This window comes from Bacillus sp. AR8-1, assembly GCF_008042345.1.
Taxonomy (GTDB): Bacteria; Bacillota; Bacilli; order Bacillales; family Bacillaceae_G; genus Bacillus_A; species Bacillus_A cereus.
Map to the genome: position 1 here is coordinate 145,324 of NZ_QNUB01000008.1, position 17,837 is coordinate 163,160.

Genomic DNA, 17,837 nt, shown 5'->3' on the forward strand with positions numbered 1-17,837 from the left:
AAATGTAAACAAAAAGCGAAAGTGGCTCGTTCAGAATGTGAGGTGGATGGAGCTTCTGACCTTGAGGCGCTCTTTGCCTCTCGGGAAGAAGTGAAGCCGCCGAACATTCTAGCCACTGTAGCTGGATTCCATAAAAAGCGAAAGTGGCTCGCTCTCAAGCCACCAAGAAAAAAGAAAAAGCCCCGCTTTTCATCAAAGCGAAGCCATCCTTTTCTTACTTACGCTTTTTCTTTTTCTTCTTGAATCCTGGTACGTTTTCGAAAAATCCTTTTTTCTTCTTGCCGTTACCATCTTTTTTCCCTGGCTGACTTGCGGATGTGGATGTGGATGCAGATGCGGATCCTCTTCCTTTTCCTTTGCCACCACGGTCAAATTTTCTACCTGTGCCACGTTCACCGCCGCGCTCATTACTGCGCTCGCTACGTCCACCGCGTTTCTTTCTGCCTGTTCTTGGCTGCTCGATAACGACTGGACGATCTTTGAACTTACGGCGAGGTGTACCTTTCATGCCAACGATTTCAAAGTCGATTGCACGCTCGTCTTTGTTTACGTTAATAACGCGAATTGTAATTTCGTCACCGATGCGGAATACGTTTCCTGTACGCTCTCCGATCATAGCGAAATGTTGCTCGTCATAACGGTAGTAATCATCCGTTAAATAACTAACGTGTACAAGACCTTCAATTGTATTTGGAAGCTCTACGAATAAACCGAAGTTTGTTACAGAGCTAATCATACCGTCATACTCTTCACCGATCTTATCAACCATATACTCTGCTTTTTTCATCTCATCTGTTTCACGCTCTGCTTCAACAGCACGGCGTTCCATATTAGAAGAGTGCTCTGCAATCTCAGGTAATTTTTCACGCCATTTTGCTTGCGTTTCATTGTCGACTTTACCATTAATAATGTATTCACGAATTAATCTATGAACAATTGTATCTGGGTAACGACGAATTGGTGATGTGAAATGTGTGTAGAACTCAGTTGATAAACCGAAATGTCCTAAACTATCCGCATCGTAACGAGCTTGCTTCATAGAACGAAGCATAACTGTTGAAATAACTACTTCTTCTGGCTGTCCTTGAACCATTTCAAGAATTTGTTGCAGCGCACGAGGGTGCACTTCATTCGCACGTCCTTTTACCGCATATCCGAAGTTCGTTACAAACTCGAAGAAACGCTCAAGCTTATCTTCTTTCGGATCTTCATGGACACGGTACATAAACGGTACGTTCATCCAGTGGAAGTGCTCTGCTACTGTTTCATTCGCAACAAGCATAAATTCTTCAATTAACTTCTCTGATACAGAGCGATCGCGCATAACAACATCAGTCGGTTTTCCTTCTTCATCTACTAATACTTTCGCTTCTTTAAAGTCAAAGTCAATTGCACCACGGCGCATACGTTTTTCACGTAGAATTTGTGCCAATTGCCCCATCTCTTTAAACATCGGTACTAATGGCTCATAACGCTTAATTAACTCTTCGTCCTCATCTTCTAAAATGCTTCTTACGTCAGCATACGTCATACGCTCTGTCGTTTTAATCACACTTTGGAAAATCTCGTGTTTAACAACATCACCTAAGTTGTTGATTTCCATTTCACAAGATAATGTCAGACGGTCTACTTTCGGATTTAATGAGCAAATACCGTTAGATAGACGATGTGGAATCATCGGAATTACACGGTCAACAAGATACACACTTGTCGCTCTTTCCGCTGCTTCTACATCAATTGGAGAACCTTCTTGAACGTAATGACTTACATCCGCAATGTGAACGCCTAGCTTGTAATTGCCGTTCTCAAGCTTCGTTACTGTAACAGCGTCATCTAAATCTTTCGCATCTGCACCATCAATCGTTACGATCATTTGATCACGTAAATCACGGCGATCTTTTAAATCTTCTTCTGAAATCGTTTCTGGTACACTGTTTGCATGCTCCATCACTTCTTCAGGGAATGCTAAAGGTAAATGATGTTTATGAATGACAGATAAAATATCTACTCCTGGATCATTTTTATGACCTAGAATTTGAATAACTTCACCTTCTGCACTTAAACGGTTTTCTGGGTAGCTCGTAATTTTCACAACTACTTTATGACCTTCTACAGCACCCATTGATGCACTTTTCAAGATAAAGATATCACTCGTCCAGCGCTTATTGTCAGGTATAACAAAGCCAAAGTTTTTCGATTCTGTATATGTACCAACAAGTTCTTTCGTTCCACGCTCTAAAATGCGTACAATTGAACCTTCTTGACGTGAACCGCTCGATTGAGAACTAAGTCGTGCTAATACTGTATCGCCATGAAGTGCACCGTTTAATTCTGTAGGAGGGATGAAAAGATCATCGTCTCCCGTTTTCTTCTCGTCTGGTACAACGAATGCAAAACCACGTGCATGTCCAATTAACTTACCTCTTACTAAATTCATCTTTTCAGGAAGACCGTAACGGTTGCTACGTGTACGAATAACAAGTCCCTTCTCTTCCATCATTACAAGTGCCTTTACAAAATCTTTAAAGCCCTCAGAACCTTCAATTCCAAATGCCTCTTCTAACTCTTGTATCGTTAGCGGTTTATACGCTTCTTCTCTCATAAATAATAACAACTTATCAATATGTTCTTGTGTAATTTCTTCCAAGCAAAAATACCTCCTTTAAAACCTTATATTATTTAGTGTATCCGAAAGATAGGGGATGTATAAAGCGAAACTTCAATACTCCCCTTATGATTTTTACAGTTTTCACAAAAAATTCCTTATGAAAAAAAGAGGCAACTAGATCTTACCAATCTAGTTGCTCCAAGAAGTTATATACATCCTCATGTAGCTCGTCACGTTGTTTATCAAGTGTAATGACATGCGTAGAGTCTTCATACCATTTAATGTCTTTTAACGTAGATTCTACACCGTTATAAATAATGTTAGCACTATCTGTATTAATCATTTCGTCATGACGTGCTTGTACAACAAATGTTGGTGCATAAATCATATCCACATTGTTACGTACGTCAGCAATTAATTGTTGTAATGCTTTTAATGTATTCATCGGTTTCTTTTGGAATTCCAACATTTCTTGTTCAATTTGTTCTGGTGATTTTTGCTCACGTTTTTTATATTCGCGGGCATATGCCAATATACCTTGGTACATCGTTTCTTCGCTCTTAATATACATCGGTGCACACATTGGTACTACACCTAAAACCGGTACTGTATAACCTAATTTTAAAGAAAATACGCCGCCAAGTGACAATCCAACAACAGCAATTTTCTCAAAACCTTTATCTTTTAAAAGCTGATATGCCTCCGTTACATCTTGCCACCAATCTGTAGGGCCTGTATGAACAAGCTCTTCTGGTGGTACACCGTGCCCTTTATAAATTGGCGCATGACAAGTATAGCCTTTCTTTTCTAAGAAACGCCCTAACATACGTACATCAGCTGAGTTCCCTGTGAATCCATGTAGTAATAAAACAGCGCGGTCTCCACCCTCAAATGTAAATGGTTTCGGAGATGCTAATTTCATCATGTACTTCTCCTCTTTCTCTTCTGTAATCTAGTCGTATTCTTTCTATATCTAGTGTACCATATTTACATTTCTATAATCTAATTAGAAACATCTTTCAAATGGCAAAACAAAAAAGAAGAACCATTAGTACATCTTACTAACGCTTCTTCTTTCAATTCTATAAGTTTAAGTACGTAACAGCAATTGTTAATACAAAGAACAATACAGCTAAAACAATTGTAATACGGTTTAATACTGCTTCAATTCCACGTGCTTTTTGCTTACCAAATAATTGCTCTGCACCGCCTGAAATTGCACCTGAAAGGCCTGAGCTATTACTAGACTGCATAAGTACCATAACAATCATTAAAATCGATACAGTAATAAGTAAAACGGATAATAACGTATGCACTTGGCGTACCTCCTACAAAGATTCAGTTATTGTAACTGTAGCATAAATCCTATAGAAAAGCGAGAGCTATAGAGTCGCTCTCGCTTTTCTTCTATTACATAAACATCATTGCAAATAACGGTCCAAGTAAACATGTCAAAATTGCTGTTAATGTCATTGTTACCGATCCAATAACACCTTCATGTTCGTTATTTTTCATCGCTCTCATAACACCCATAATATGAGAAGCACATCCAAATCCGATACCTTTACCAACTGAGTTTGTAACACGGCTCCATTTTAATAAGAGAGGTCCTGTAATTGTTCCAGTAATACCTGCGATAACAACGAAAGCTGCTGTTAAGGAAGGTACACCACCAACTTGTTCAGAAACGCTCATCGCAACTGGCATTGTCACCGATTTTGGTAAAGACGATAAGATTAAGCTTTTATCTGTTCCCATAAGTGAAGCAATAGCAAAATCACTAGCGATTGCGACTGTTGTACCTACTAATACCCCGCCAGCAATCGGTACAACATATTTTTGCAGAACATGACGTTGTTTATAAAGAGGAATTGCAAATGCTACAACACCGGGTCCAAGTAGCTTTGCAATCCAGCCACCACCACTTTCCATATAATGTTGATATGGTATATCAAGCACGATAAATAGGAAAGCCATTAATCCTGTTGCTACAAGCATTGGAATGGTGAATGGTGTTGGAAATAATTTATAGATTTTTTTAGATAATTGATATAATAGCAACGTAAAAAGAACCCAACCGATTCCGATTAATATTTGGCTCATCGCGACTCTCTTTCCTTCCTATTCGCAAGATATTGTCCTGTATGTCCTGCGACAATAATAATTAAAAATGTACTCGCTACAACTGTAATGAAAAGAGAAATTCCTTTACTCATAAAAAAAGCACCGTAATTCATTAGGCCAAGCGTTGGCGGAATTAATAAAAACGGCATAATAGCAACGAGTGTTTCTGCTCCTAAATCGAACCATTTCACTGGAAGAACTTTTAGGCTAAGTAAAACAAGTAAGAGGAACATCCCTATCAAACTTCCTGGAATTGGAATGTTTAACATTTCTTGCACCCAAGTTCCAACCATATAAAACACGTAAAGAGCAGCAATTTGGACAAGAATCTTTGTAAATTTCATGTTCATCATCCCTCATGTTTATACGATCTTCTGTTAATATCTTTATCATAGTATAAATTGTAAAAAGCTGCAATTTATCAACTTGACAGCAAAAACAGCCTATGTTATACGCTTACAACCTTGATATGACTGCATTTTCAAACAAAAATTACGTCAAAAACCTTGACCTAATATAAAAAGTTTTTATTTTCTGAATTTACAAGACTGTTATTTCAATAAAATAATCTTTTTATCCTTAAACTTACATATATATAAAGTGAAACTTTAATCATTGAGGGTTTCCTCATCCCCATTGATTATTAGCCTTCACCAAGCGGGTTTGTACGGGATAAACAATATAGGTGGTGAACATATGCCCAAAAAAGTTCTTATTTTTTGTGATCCTGGGATTGATGATACGATGGCTCTCCTCTTAGCATTCTTTATCAATGAAATAGAAATCGTCGGTATCGTTGCTGATTACGGCAATGTTCCAAAAAAAATGGCCTTAGAAAATGCTCATTTTCTTACAAGCGAAGTAAAGGGTAGAAATATCAAAATCTTTGGTGGATCAGAACGTCCAATTACTGGTGCTCCTCCTGCTTTTTTTACAGATGTACACGGGAAACAAGGGCTCGGGCCAATTATTCCAAAGGTGAATGTAACTAACGAAGAAATGGAGAATTTTTTTGAAGTTATTCCTCTTATTGAACAGTATAAAGATGAATTAATTATTGTGAGCTTAGGAAGACTTACCTCCCTAGCAATTTTATTTATCGTATGTAAACAATTAATGGAGCAAGTTAAATCCTACTACGTAATGGGCGGTGCCTTTTTACATCCTGGTAATGTTACCCCTATTTCCGAAGCAAACTTTTATGGCGACCCTACTGCAGCTAATATAGTCCTTCAATCCGCAGCTAACATGTACATATACCCATTAAACGTTACCCAATATTCCATCATTACACCAGAAATGGCCGAATACATTGAGGCAAAAGGAAAAGCCCCACTTGTCAAACCGTTATTCGAGCATTATTACTACGGATATTATAAAGAAGCCCTACCACATTTAAAGGGCAGCCCCTTCCATGACACAATGCCAATACTCGCTTTACTTGATAACTCTATGTTTACCTATCACAAATCACCTATCGTTGTCATGACAGAATCTTATGCACAAGGGGCAAGCATTGGAGAATTTCGCTCTTTAGGAGAACCTAAACCATTTATTGATTGGCCGAGTCATCAAATAGCAATTGATTTTGATTATAACCGCTTCTTCAAACATTTCATGTCACTTATGACAGGTGAACAATTTTAACATAAAAAAACAGACCGTGATTTCTCACGGTCTGTCGTTTATTTTCTACAATTATCGTTTGATGTTATAGAAAGATTTGATACCATCGTAAACAGCGATTTCGCCTAGTTCGTCTTCGATGCGTAATAATTGGTTGTACTTAGCAATACGGTCAGTACGGCTCATAGAACCAGTTTTGATTTGGCCAGCGTTAGTTGCAACTGCGATGTCAGCGATTGTAGCATCTTCAGTTTCACCAGAACGGTGAGATACAACTGCTGTGTAACCAGCACGTTTAGCCATTTCGATAGCTTCGAAAGTCTCAGTTAAAGTACCGATTTGGTTAACTTTAATTAAGATTGAGTTAGAGATACCTTTTTCGATACCTTCAGCAAGTTTTTGAGTGTTAGTTACGAATAAATCGTCACCAACTAATTGTACTTTATCACCGATACGCTCAGTTAATAATTTGTGACCATCCCAGTCGTTTTCGTCTAAACCATCTTCGATAGAGATGATTGGGAAGTCTTTGCAAAGCTCTTCGTAGAAATCAACCATTTCTGCAGAAGTTAAGCCAGTACGGCCTTCGCCTGCAAGGTCATATTTACCAGTTTCTTTGTTGTAGAACTCAGAAGAAGCAACGTCCATTCCTAAGAATACGTTCTCGCCAGCTTTGTAACCAGCTTTTTCGATAGCTTCGATGATTACTTCTAGAGCTTCACGGTTAGAACCAAGGTTTGGAGCGAATCCACCTTCGTCACCTACTGCAGTGTTAAGACCTTTGTCATGTAATACAGCTTTAAGTGCATGGAATACTTCAGCACCCATACGGATTGATTCTTTGAATGTTGGAGCACCAACTGGTAAGATCATGAACTCTTGGAAGTCAACGTTGTTATCAGCGTGAGAACCACCGTTGATGATGTTCATCATTGGAGTTGGTAATTGTTTTGCATTGAATCCACCAAGGTAACGGTATAATGGAAGACCTACGAAGTCAGCTGCTGCGTGAGCTACTGCCATAGATACACCAAGGATAGCGTTAGCGCCTAGTTTACCTTTGTTTGGAGTGCCATCTAATTCGATCATAGCACGGTCGATACCAGCTTGGTCAGTTACATCGAAACCAGCGATTTCTGGAGCGATAATTTCGTTAACGTTGTTTACTGCGTTAACAACACCTTTACCAAGGTAACGAGATTTGTCACCGTCACGTAATTCTACTGCTTCGTGCTCACCAGTAGATGCACCACTTGGTACGATAGCGCGTCCGAAAGCGCCGCTTTCTGTGTAAACTTCTACTTCTACAGTTGGGTTACCACGAGAGTCAAGGACTTCGCGAGCATAAACATCAATAATTGTTGACATAATAAATTCTCTCCTTTTTATATAAGCAAATTATTTAATAATTGTTTTACCTGTCATTTCTTTCGGTTGTTCCACATTTAAAAGTGTAAGCATTGTTGGAGCGATATCTCCTAAAATACCACCTTCACGAAGCTCTACATCATTTTTTGTAACGATGAAAGGAACCGGGTTAGTTGTATGAGCTGTCATAGGACCGCCATCAGCAGTTAACTCCTGATCAGCATTACCATGGTCAGCAGTAATAAGTGCTACACCATCTTTTGCAAGAATTGCTTCTACAACTTTTCCTAAACATTCGTCAGTTGCTTCTACTGCTTTAATTGTTGGTTCCATCATCCCAGAATGGCCAACCATATCACAGTTTGCAAAGTTAAGAATGATAACATCATGTTTATCATTTTCGATTTCATTTACTAAAGCGTCCGTTACTTCGTAAATGCTCATTTCAGGTTTCAAGTCATACGTTGCAACCTTTGGTGAGTTAATTAAGATACGCTCTTCTCCTGGGAATTCAGCCTCACGACCACCGCTAAAGAAGAATGTAACGTGCGGATACTTTTCAGTTTCCGCGATGCGAAGTTGCTTTAATCCCGCTTGCGCAACAACTTCACCTAAAGTGTTATCAAGGTTCATTGGCTTGAATGCCACGTAACCATCTACAGTTTCACTGAAGTGTGTCATACATACGAATTCTGGAATGTGAGGTACTTTTTCACCACGATCGAACTCACGGAAGTCTTCGTTTGTAAATACACGAGCAATTTGAATTGCACGGTCTGGACGGAAGTTATAGAAGATAACTGCATCATCATCATTGATTGTTGCAACTGGCGTGTTATCTTCGTTAACAATTACAGACGGCAATACGAATTCATCATAGATACCGTTCGCATAAGAGTCTTCTACACACTCTTCTGCTGATTTATAAGTAGGGCCTTCACCATTCACCATAGCACTGTAACATTTTTCTACGCGATCCCAACGCTTGTCACGGTCCATAGAGTAATAACGACCAGAGATAGTCGCGAATTGTCCTACTCCTGTTTCTTTAATTACTTCATTCGTTGCATCAATATAACCTTTTGCTGTTTGTGGTCCAACATCGCGGCCGTCTAAGAATGCATGGATATAAACTTTCTCCACGCCTTCTTTTGCTGCTAAGCGAAGAAGAGCAAACATATGGTTCATGTGACTGTGCACACCACCGTCAGAAAGTAAACCGAATAAATGAAGTGCAGTACCTTTTTCTTTTACGCTTTTAATTGCATTTTGGAAAGTTTCGTTCTTATCGAACTCACCTTCACGAATTGCAACGTTAACGCGCGTTAAGCTTTGATATACTACGCGGCCAGCACCGATATTTAAGTGACCAACCTCAGAGTTACCCATTTGACCTTCTGGAAGACCTACCGCCTCACCACAAGCTGTAAGCGTTGTATGAGGGAATTTGTTCCAGTAACCATCAAAATTAGGTTTCTTAGCTTGTGCTACAGCATTCCCGTAAGTTTCTTCACGAAGTCCGAAACCGTCAAGAATGATTAAAGCTGTTGGCTTTCTCATTTTACCGCCCCCAGAAGACCTAAGAACGAAGCAGGCTCTAAGCTAGCACCGCCAACTAAAGCGCCGTCGATGTCAGATTGTGCCATATACTCTTTAATGTTTTCTGGTTTTACGCTACCGCCGTATTGGATACGAACAGCTTCTGCAGCTTCTGGAGAAACAGCTTCTGCAACAACTTTACGGATGTGCGCACATACTTCGTTTGCGTCTGCAGAAGAAGAAGATTTACCTGTACCGATAGCCCAGATTGGCTCATAAGCGATAACAGTTGCTTTAACTTGCTCTTCTGTTAAACCTGCAAGTGCTTTTGTCACTTGACCTGCTACTAGATCAAATGTTTTTCCGCTTTCGCGCTCTTCTAAAGTCTCACCACAACATACGATTGGTGTTAAACCATGTTCAAATGCTGCGATAGTCTTTTTGTTTACTGACTCATCTGTTTCAGCAAACATTTCACGACGCTCAGAGTGGCCAAGTACTACATAGCCAACTTTTAAGTCGCTAAGTGCTACTGGGCTAATTTCGCCAGTGAATGCACCATTTTTTTCGAAGTGCATGTTTTGTGCACCTACTTGTAAGTCAGTTCCTTCAGTTGCTGCTACAAGGCGCTCTAAGAATAGAGCTGGAGAGCAAACTACTGCATCAACAGCTGAAGCTGCTGGGATTTGACCTTTAACTTCCTCTACGAAGCTAACTGCTTCAGATAGAGTTTTATTCATTTTCCAGTTACCTGCGATAATTGGTTTACGCATGCTTTGCACCGTCCTTTTTCTTTGGCTGCTACTTATTTGTCGTTAAGACAAACTACACCTGGAAGCTCTTTACCTTCCATGAATTCTAATGACGCACCGCCGCCAGTAGAAATGTGGCTCATTTTATCAGCCATACCGAATTTTTCAACAGCTGCTGCAGAGTCACCACCGCCGATAACAGAGTATGTATCTTCTGCATCTGCTAATGCTTGTCCTACTGCTTTTGTACCTTCTGCGAATGGAGTCATTTCGAATACACCCATTGGTCCATTCCATACAACAAGCTTAGAATTTTTAATTACATCTGCATAAATTTCACGTGTTTTAGGACCGATGTCCACGCCTTCCCAGTTAGAAGGGATAGAGTCGATACCAACAATTTTAGTTGTTGCAGTTTCAGAGAATTCCTCAGTGATTACAACATCAACTGGCATGTAGAAGTTTACGCCTTTTTCTTTTGCAAGTTGCATAAATTCTTTAGCTAGTTCAATCTTGTCGTCTTCACATAGAGATAGACCAATTTCATGACCTAAAGCTTTAACAAATGTGTAAGCAAGTCCGCCACCGATGATTAAGTTATCTACTTTGTCTAATAGATGACGAATTACACCGATTTTATCTTTTACTTTCGCACCACCGATGATAGCTGTAAATGGACGTTCTGGGTTAGAAAGTGCTTTACCAAGTACATCTAACTCTTTTTCCATTAATAGACCAGATACTGCTGGTAGGTAGTCTGCGATACCTGCTGTAGAAGCATGAGCACGGTGAGCTGCACCGAATGCATCGTTTACGAAGATGTCAGCAAGTGCTGCAAATTCTTTCGCAAGTTCTGCATCGTTCTTTTCTTCGCCCGCATAGAAACGTACGTTTTCAAGAACTAATACGTCGCCTTCGTTCATTGCTGCAACCATTTCTTGTGCAACTGGTCCGAATGCTTCGTCCGCTTTTTTAACATCTTTACCAAGAAGCTCGCCTAAACGTGCTGCTACTGGAGTAAGACGTAATTCTTCTACTGCTTGACCTTTTGGACGGCCTAAGTGGCTTGCTAAAATAACTTTCGCACCTTGCTCTACTAAATATTGAATTGTAGGAAGAGCTGCACGGATACGAGTTTCATCTGTAATTTTGCCTTCTTTCATAGGTACGTTGAAATCAACGCGGCAAAATACACGCTTACCTTTTAAATCTACGTCACGAATTGATTTTTTGTTCATTGGATTTCCCTCCGACTACTAGTTAGGATTGACAAAACCCATTCAAAAGCTTAACACATTTGCTTTTAAAACGAAAGAAGAGAGAGAGGGAACAAACCCTCTCCCTCGTTTTGTCATTGATAACTTATATAATTAAGAATTAAAGACCTTTTGAAGTCATGTAAGCTGCTAAGTCTACTACGCGGTTAGAGTAACCAGTTTCGTTATCGTACCAAGAAAGTACTTTAACCATGTTACCTTCCATTACCATTGTAGATAATGCATCGATTGTAGAAGAAGCTGTACATCCGTTATAGTCGATAGATACTAATGGCTCTTCGCTGTATCCAAGGATACCTTTTAATTCGCCTTCAGCTGCTGCTTTGAATGCTGCGTTTACATCTTCAACTGTTACTTCTTTGTCAAGTTCAACAACTAAGTCAACAAGAGAAACGTTAGCAGTTGGAACACGTACAGCGCCACCGTTTAATTTACCTTTAAGTTCTGGTAATACTAATGCTACAGCTTTAGCTGCACCAGTAGATGTTGGGATCATGTTTTCAGCTGCTGCACGAGCACGACGTAAATCTTTGTGTGGTAAGTCTAAGATTTGTTGGTCGTTAGTGTAAGAGTGAATTGTTGTCATCATTCCGCGTTTTACGCCGAATTTTTCGTTTAATACTTTAGCGAATGGAGCTAGACAGTTTGTAGTACAAGAAGCGTTAGATACTACGTTGTGGTTAGCTGCATCGTATTGTTCATGGTTAACACCCATAACTACAGTGATATCTTCGTCAGAAGCTGGAGCTGAGATGATAACTTTCTTAACTGATCCACCTAAGTGTTTTTCAGCGTCTGATTTTTTAGTGAAACGGCCAGTAGATTCTACTACTACTTCTACTCCGTAGTCGCTCCATGGTAATTGAGCTGGGTCACGCTCAGCGATAACTTTAATTTCTTTACCGTTAACAACGATGCTGTTTTCGTTAGCAGATACTTCTGCATTTAAAGTTCCGTGAACTGTGTCATATTTTAAAAGGTGAGCTAATGTTTTAGCATCTGTTAAGTCGTTGATTGCTACTACTTCTACCTCAGAGTTGTTAAGAGCTGCGCGGAATACGTTACGTCCGATACGTCCAAATCCATTAATACCAATTTTAGTCATTTGAATTTCCTCCTTGGGGGATTATATTAAAGGGTAAAACCCTTTGTTAATTGTTTTGCTGCACCTTCATCTGTAATTAGAATTGAAGTGTGCCCTTGCTTTATTACAGCCTGTATTGCTTTTGCCTTTGAAGACCCTCCAGCGACTGCAACAACGTGAGATACATTTTGTAAATCCTCAAGTTGCATACCAACTGTTCTTACTTTATGAACAACATTTCCTTCTTCATTAAAGTAGTAACCGAAAGCTTCGCCAACTGCTTCGCTTGTCTGAATCTTTAACCAATCTGCTTCTGAAGTACTTCTGCGACGTGCCATTGTTAACGCATCACCTATTCCATGAATGACGATATTGGAAGATCGAATCAACTCAAGAACTTCTTTCACGGAAGGCTCTGTCACAATAGACGCATATGCTTCGCTACTAACATGGTCTGGAACATACAATAAGCGATAATTACTCATCGTATTTTGCGCCATCTTGGCACAAATGGTATTGGCTTCTAATTCAACACCTTCTCCAATTCCACCACGTGCTGGGACAAATAGCATATGTAAATCTTTGCAATCCAGTTGCATCATGTCCGCAGCAGCAGCTAGCGTAGTTCCTCCAGCCACAGCAACGATATTATTCGCTGTCAGACGGTCTTTTATACAAGTCACACAAGCACGGCCCATCTCCAGTTTGACCCAAGGTGATTCATCACTATCACCAGGGACAACGAAAACTTCATCCAAGTCTAATGTTTCCTTAAGTTGCTTTTCTAAAACCTTTAACCCGGAAATTTCTTTCATAAAGTCTTCCAAAGCAAGAACTAAAGCTGTTCCTTCTTCTGTCAAAGTCATTCCAGAAGAAGCGACGTGAACTAAGTTTTGTTCTTTCAAAACTTGAACTTCACTTCGCAATACTCGTTCTGTCATACCGAGGCTTGCTGATAAGTTTCTTCTTCCAATCGGCTGCATGAGCCTAATGTATTGAAGAATTTGCATTCTCGTTTGCATAACAGGTAGCAGATCAGGTAATAATTTTTTTGTGTTCTGAATCCATGAGCGCATATCTTTTCTCCTCACTACATTGGTTCATTTTTCCTTCGTGGTCACTTTACGTCCCGTAGTGACATTTTGTGTCCCACATAGGTTAAAAAAATAATCCCTGCTACGTGTATTATTGTAACAGGAGATAGAAACTTATTCAACTCTTAACTGCATTCTTTATATAGTTTATTATGACACCTTTGTGAATGTTACCATATTCTACTTGTTTTCCGTCCATTTCTACAACCGGAATCATTAAGTGATATTTTTCTAAAAGGTCATTATCTTCATATATATCTATTTCCTCGATTTGAAAAGAATATTCACATTGTACTTCCTGTAAAACTTGTTTCGCCTTCACGCAAAGGCCACAATCTTTTTTAGTATACAGTACAACTTTCATCTTCTTCACCTATCCGATCGTTTTTCGTAATGACGAAGCTGGGATATGCATTTGTTCTCTATACTTCGCCACTGTTCTTCGAGAAATAACAATTTCATGCTCTTCTTCTAATAATTTTGAAATCTTTTGATCTGAAAGTGGCTTTTTCTTATCCTCTGCCCCAATTAGCGTTTGAATAAATTGTTTTACACGTTTTGTAGAAACTGCTTCATCTTCAGTCGTCGAAACGGCATTGCTAAAGAACGATTTCATCTCAAATAAACCGTGTGGTGTTTGCACATATTTATTTCGCGTCGCACGACTAATTGTTGATTCATGCACACTTAACTCTTCCGCTACCTCTTTTAAAGCGAGAGGTCTTAAATACTCTGGACCTTTCCAGAAGAAATCACGTTGTTTTTCCATAATAATATTCATCACTTGCAGCAGCGTCTGTTTTCTCTGCTTCAAACTGCGCATAATCCACTGCACATGCTGATACTTTTCTGATACGTAAGATGCTACTTCACTTTCACTATTATTAAGAAGCGCACTATATTCAGAATGAATTTCAATTCTCGGCATATTTCTCTCATTCATTTGTAAAACGAGGCGATCGCCATCTTTTTTCACCGCCATATCAGGCACAATATAAAGTGGTTTATCTGAAGAAAACGCAAGACCTGGTTTTGGTTGTAATGACGTTATACAATTTACCGCACTCTGTAATTCCTCATTACTACATTTCAACACTTGAACGAGCTTTCGCCAATCTTTCTTCACAAAATAAGCGAAATGATCTTCTACAACCTCTTCTGCTAATCCATTCCGTCTTTGTAAGCGCTTCAATTGCAAGGTTAGACATTCCTGAATATTACGCGCCCCTACCCCTGCTGGTTCCAGTGATTGGACAAGCTCTACAGAGCGGTCGACTACATGAATATGCGCAGAAAGGAGCTCTGCTAACTCTTCATTCGTTTCTTGTAAATATCCATTTCCATCCATGTTCATAATAATGAAAGAAGCTACTTTTCGCTCTTCTTCATCTATTTTATAATACTGTATTTGATTTAATAAATGTTGCTGAATCGTTGTAGAATCCACACTGTAGATCTCCATCTGATTCTCGACTTGTTTGCTGGTACTTTTACTGTTGTTAGAGCTCTTTTTCTTCTCCCTCTCAAAACCACCTAACTCAATAAGGGGATTCTCTAACGATTGCTCATACAAAAACTCCGATAATTCTTGTACATTATACTGGAGCATTGTAATCGCTTGCCTTAACTCTTGTGTCATTGCCAAACGTAAGCTTTGTTCTTGTAAAAGACTTGCCTTCAAACTAATCTCCCCCTTGTTTCTATTGTACAATAAGTTTGGTAAAAGGAGAATGCTATCACAGACACCCATTCCAAAATATTATTAATTTATATGTATTAATGAGATTTACAACTTACAACCTAAATTTGAATAATATTGAAAGAAAATAATAAACTCAATTATTTGTTACCACATACTAATAGTAACCCTTAATTTTATATATAACAACATTAAATTTATCTCTGTTCAATTCCAAAATAAAAAGAGCAGTTTAGGTATAGTGACACTTCACTATGCCTAACTACTCTTTTACGATTCTTAATTAAGAAAGAAACCTCTTATTTAAAGCTAAGGAACTTTGATTCCTAATTACATAGGAATCATAGAGATAATCGTTCGATTCACTAGACGCTCCTTGAATTCCTCTCATCTCTTCCATAGACAACTCAACTATTTTTTTCACGCTTCTCTCGTTATTACTATCCATCATTTTTTGTTTTCTTTTCGAAAAAAATCCCATAATTTATTCCCCCCTGCAATTAATTATTTTTTAACAATTGAATGAATTTAAGGCTCTTACCACTTCTTAATACACCTTTCGGATAGACCTTCGCTGCAAACATAGCAATTAAGCTAATGCTAGCCAGTAATACAACCATAGATGTAATAATTTCTAAACTCCCAACGGATCCATTAATAATCCTAACTACCATACTAATTGGAGCTGTAAACGGAACATATGATGTCACCCTTGATACTAGCCCTTCAGGGTTATCAAGTACTACTAATAACTCCACCACTAAGCTTCCCATCAATATAAGAGTAATCGGCATCGTTGTTCCGGATAATTCTTCTGGCCTGCTTACCATAGAACCAAACACTGCGAAAAGTGCCGCATAAACGAAGTAACCGAGAACAAAATATAACAAGAAATATGCAGCATGCTCACCTGTAATCATATTTACATCAATATTCACTCCAAAAAACGAATCCGATACCTTGAAAATTCCAGATTTAATATATAGCGCCATACTAAGGAAGAAAATAAATAACTGTGTCAAACTAGCAAGACCGACTCCTAATATCTTCCCAAAGACCATGTGAACAGGCGACACCTTCGTTACCATCACTTCCATAACACGCGACGCCTTCTCTGACGCTACCGCTGTAGCAATCGCATTTCCATACGAAGTAATTGCTAAGTACATAATCGCTACTAATAAATACACCAGTAAGAATGAGCTTGTTTCTTCGTTATTTAAGTTTTGCTTTTTCGCTTGCACGTTCATCGTCAGTGATTTCACAGCCTCTTCTGATAACTGTTGTTTAACTACCGCACTTTGAAAATACTGATTTTGTACAAATACCTGCGCACTTTGAATCAACTTAGGATTATCCACCTTCATAAAGTAATCTAATACTGGTTCAGCACCCGCACCCTCTTTTAATATAAAGAGCGCTTCGACTTTCTTATCTAACAAATCTTGCTTATATTGATTTAATTTTGTTTTATCACCTAAAGACCAATCCCATTCTGGAAGAGCTTTACTAAGATTAGATTGATCCAAAGTAACATTAGGTGCTTCGGAAATAAATACAACTTTTGCTTTTTCTTTCTCTCCAGAAAACTTTTGTACTAAAGTTGGAAAGGAGAATAAGAATATCCCTCCCCCTATTAATAACAATGTCATCCCAATAAATATTTTCGTCCTCACACGATCCCAATACGTTTGCCCTAAAACAATCCAGAAATTCCTCATTACTTATGCACCCGCCTTTTCAACAAAGATTTGATGTAAAGAAGGTTCTTTAATAGAAACATCTCGGATATATTGTTTAGTTTTAATGTCTTCAAGCAGCGAAAATGCATCCTCTCCATCATTAACTTTAATCATGAACGTACGATTAACTTTTTCAAAATTGAAATTTTTCTTCTTAAGAATAGGTTCAATATCCCCTTCCGTTTGCAACGTCATATATTTGTATTGATAACTTTTCTTAATATCTGACAAGGCACCCGATAATACAAGTTGACCATTTTTCATAATACAAATTTCCTCACAGAACGTTTCTACACTGTCCATTTGATGACTACAGAAGATAATCGTTTTTCTTTGCGCGATTAACTCGAGCACAACATTTTTTAACATCTCTGCATTTACAGGATCCAAGCCACTAAATGGTTCATCTAGTATGATGAATTCTGGATTATGCAATATCGCTGAAATCAATTGAATTTTTTGTTGATTTCCCTTTGACAATTCCTCTGTTTTCTTCTTTAAATGTGGTGTCATTTCTAATTTTTCTAGCCACTGTAACGCATGCCTTTTTGCAAGATTAGCTGGCATTCCTTCTAACTTGCCGAAATACACCAATTGCTCCACTACATTCATTTTCGGGTATAATCCACGCTCTTCTGGTAAATAGCCAATAGATAGGTCTTTCTTTGAAAAAGGGCGATTATTCCATAGAATTTGGCCGCTATCCGGTTTGATTAAATCTAAGATCATACGAATCGTTGTCGTCTTACCAGCACCATTTCGGCCCAGCATCCCTAAAATTCCACCTTCTTCTACACGTATATTTAAATCATTAACGGCTTTATATTCACCAAATGTTTTATTTAATCCTTGAATTTCAAATGCCATATATAACATCCCCTTTTAGCTTTTTACGAAATAAATAACCGCCATTCCTAATGCAAT

17 protein-coding genes are annotated in these 17,837 nt (G+C 38.6%); 1 reads left to right on the forward strand and 16 read right to left on the reverse strand.

Annotated features, from left to right (window positions below):
* Positions 1-214 precede the first annotated feature (214 nt).
* The 5 genes from rnr to DN400_RS04505 form a co-directional block, all read right to left on the reverse strand.
* Complete coding sequence (gene rnr, locus DN400_RS04485; protein WP_071713833.1) at positions 215-2,647, reverse strand: ribonuclease R; 2,433 nt, start codon at positions 2,645-2,647, stop codon at positions 215-217.
* Between the two features lie 142 nt (positions 2,648-2,789).
* Positions 2,790-3,530, reverse strand: a complete 741-nt coding sequence (gene estA, locus DN400_RS04490) for a carboxylesterase (RefSeq protein WP_179953498.1) — start codon at positions 3,528-3,530, stop codon at positions 2,790-2,792.
* 160 nt (positions 3,531-3,690) lie between these two features.
* Entirely contained in the window at positions 3,691-3,924 is a 234-nt protein-coding gene (secG, locus tag DN400_RS04495; RefSeq protein ID WP_000557266.1) for a preprotein translocase subunit SecG, read from the reverse strand.
* A 94-nt stretch (positions 3,925-4,018) separates the two neighbouring features.
* Positions 4,019-4,711, reverse strand: a complete 693-nt coding sequence (locus DN400_RS04500) for an LrgB family protein (RefSeq protein WP_072940916.1) — start codon at positions 4,709-4,711, stop codon at positions 4,019-4,021.
* Positions 4,708-5,076, reverse strand: a complete 369-nt coding sequence (locus DN400_RS04505; protein WP_000673222.1) for a CidA/LrgA family holin-like protein — start codon at positions 5,074-5,076, stop codon at positions 4,708-4,710. Before DN400_RS04505 ends, DN400_RS04500 begins: the two co-directional genes overlap by 4 nt.
* Positions 5,077-5,428: 352 nt before the next feature.
* Between DN400_RS04505 and DN400_RS04510 the strand changes: the two genes are divergently transcribed.
* Positions 5,429-6,379, forward strand: coding sequence for a nucleoside hydrolase (locus DN400_RS04510; RefSeq protein WP_098205519.1), 951 nt, complete (start codon positions 5,429-5,431; stop codon positions 6,377-6,379).
* Between the two features lie 51 nt (positions 6,380-6,430).
* Here DN400_RS04510 and eno read toward each other — a convergent pair whose 3' ends face one another.
* The 11 genes from eno to DN400_RS04565 form a co-directional block, all read right to left on the reverse strand.
* On the reverse strand, positions 6,431-7,726 hold the full coding sequence (eno, locus tag DN400_RS04515; RefSeq protein ID WP_000103951.1) for a phosphopyruvate hydratase: 1,296 nt from the start codon (positions 7,724-7,726) through the stop codon (positions 6,431-6,433).
* A gap of 30 nt (positions 7,727-7,756) precedes the next feature.
* Positions 7,757-9,286 carry a 2,3-bisphosphoglycerate-independent phosphoglycerate mutase gene (gene gpmI / locus DN400_RS04520; protein WP_001231158.1) on the reverse strand — a complete coding sequence of 510 codons (1,530 nt, stop codon included), beginning with the start codon at positions 9,284-9,286 and terminating at the stop codon, positions 7,757-7,759.
* Positions 9,283-10,038: a triose-phosphate isomerase gene (tpiA, locus tag DN400_RS04525; RefSeq protein WP_001231038.1), complete on the reverse strand. Its 756-nt coding sequence runs from the start codon at positions 10,036-10,038 to the stop codon at positions 9,283-9,285. The genes gpmI and tpiA overlap by 4 nt, the downstream gene beginning before the upstream one ends.
* Before the next feature lie 32 nt (positions 10,039-10,070).
* A complete protein-coding gene (locus tag DN400_RS04530; RefSeq protein ID WP_001036331.1) occupies positions 10,071-11,255 on the reverse strand; it encodes a phosphoglycerate kinase in 1,185 nt (394 codons plus the stop codon).
* 139 nt (positions 11,256-11,394) lie between these two features.
* A complete protein-coding gene (gene gap, locus DN400_RS04535) occupies positions 11,395-12,399 on the reverse strand; it encodes a type I glyceraldehyde-3-phosphate dehydrogenase (RefSeq protein ID WP_000161234.1) in 1,005 nt (334 codons plus the stop codon).
* 26 nt (positions 12,400-12,425) lie between these two features.
* A complete protein-coding gene (gene cggR / locus DN400_RS04540; RefSeq protein WP_065229550.1) occupies positions 12,426-13,454 on the reverse strand; it encodes a gapA transcriptional regulator CggR in 1,029 nt (342 codons plus the stop codon).
* Between the two features lie 136 nt (positions 13,455-13,590).
* Positions 13,591-13,836 (reverse strand): glutaredoxin family protein, encoded by a 246-nt coding sequence (locus tag DN400_RS04545; RefSeq protein ID WP_000869730.1) that lies wholly within the window; start codon positions 13,834-13,836, stop codon positions 13,591-13,593.
* 9 nt (positions 13,837-13,845) lie between these two features.
* Complete coding sequence (rpoN, locus tag DN400_RS04550; protein WP_000647953.1) at positions 13,846-15,153, reverse strand: RNA polymerase factor sigma-54; 1,308 nt, start codon at positions 15,151-15,153, stop codon at positions 13,846-13,848.
* Between the two features lie 301 nt (positions 15,154-15,454).
* Entirely contained in the window at positions 15,455-15,652 is a 198-nt protein-coding gene (locus DN400_RS04555; RefSeq protein WP_065229551.1) for a hypothetical protein, read from the reverse strand.
* A gap of 19 nt (positions 15,653-15,671) precedes the next feature.
* Positions 15,672-16,892, reverse strand: coding sequence for an ABC transporter permease (locus DN400_RS04560; RefSeq protein ID WP_001243601.1), 1,221 nt, complete (start codon positions 16,890-16,892; stop codon positions 15,672-15,674).
* A 3-nt stretch (positions 16,893-16,895) separates the two neighbouring features.
* A complete protein-coding gene (locus tag DN400_RS04565) occupies positions 16,896-17,780 on the reverse strand; it encodes an ABC transporter ATP-binding protein (protein WP_000863493.1) in 885 nt (294 codons plus the stop codon).
* Positions 17,781-17,837: the final 57 nt, after the last annotated feature.

Excerpts from the sequence above, each read along its gene's own strand:
- estA (WP_179953498.1), bottom strand. The coding sequence starts at position 3,530 with ATGAAATTAGCATCTCCGAAACCATTTACATTTGAGGGTGGAGACCGC.
- DN400_RS04500 (WP_072940916.1), bottom strand. The coding sequence starts at position 4,711 with ATGAGCCAAATATTAATCGGAATCGGTTGGGTTCTTTTTACGTTGCTA.
- DN400_RS04505 (WP_000673222.1), bottom strand. The coding sequence starts at position 5,076 with ATGAAATTTACAAAGATTCTTGTCCAAATTGCTGCTCTTTACGTGTTT.
- DN400_RS04510 (WP_098205519.1), top strand. The coding sequence starts at position 5,429 with ATGCCCAAAAAAGTTCTTATTTTTTGTGATCCTGGGATTGATGATACG.
- eno (WP_000103951.1), bottom strand. The coding sequence starts at position 7,726 with ATGTCAACAATTATTGATGTTTATGCTCGCGAAGTCCTTGACTCTCGT.
- gpmI (WP_001231158.1), bottom strand. The coding sequence starts at position 9,286 with ATGAGAAAGCCAACAGCTTTAATCATTCTTGACGGTTTCGGACTTCGT.
- tpiA (WP_001231038.1), bottom strand. The coding sequence starts at position 10,038 with ATGCGTAAACCAATTATCGCAGGTAACTGGAAAATGAATAAAACTCTA.
- DN400_RS04530 (WP_001036331.1), bottom strand. The coding sequence starts at position 11,255 with ATGAACAAAAAATCAATTCGTGACGTAGATTTAAAAGGTAAGCGTGTA.
- gap (WP_000161234.1), bottom strand. The coding sequence starts at position 12,399 with ATGACTAAAATTGGTATTAATGGATTTGGACGTATCGGACGTAACGTA.
- cggR (WP_065229550.1), bottom strand. The coding sequence starts at position 13,454 with ATGCGCTCATGGATTCAGAACACAAAAAAATTATTACCTGATCTGCTA.
- DN400_RS04545 (WP_000869730.1), bottom strand. The coding sequence starts at position 13,836 with ATGAAAGTTGTACTGTATACTAAAAAAGATTGTGGCCTTTGCGTGAAG.
- DN400_RS04555 (WP_065229551.1), bottom strand. The coding sequence starts at position 15,652 with ATGGGATTTTTTTCGAAAAGAAAACAAAAAATGATGGATAGTAATAAC.
- DN400_RS04560 (WP_001243601.1), bottom strand. The coding sequence starts at position 16,892 with ATGAGGAATTTCTGGATTGTTTTAGGGCAAACGTATTGGGATCGTGTG.
- DN400_RS04565 (WP_000863493.1), bottom strand. The coding sequence starts at position 17,780 with ATGGCATTTGAAATTCAAGGATTAAATAAAACATTTGGTGAATATAAA.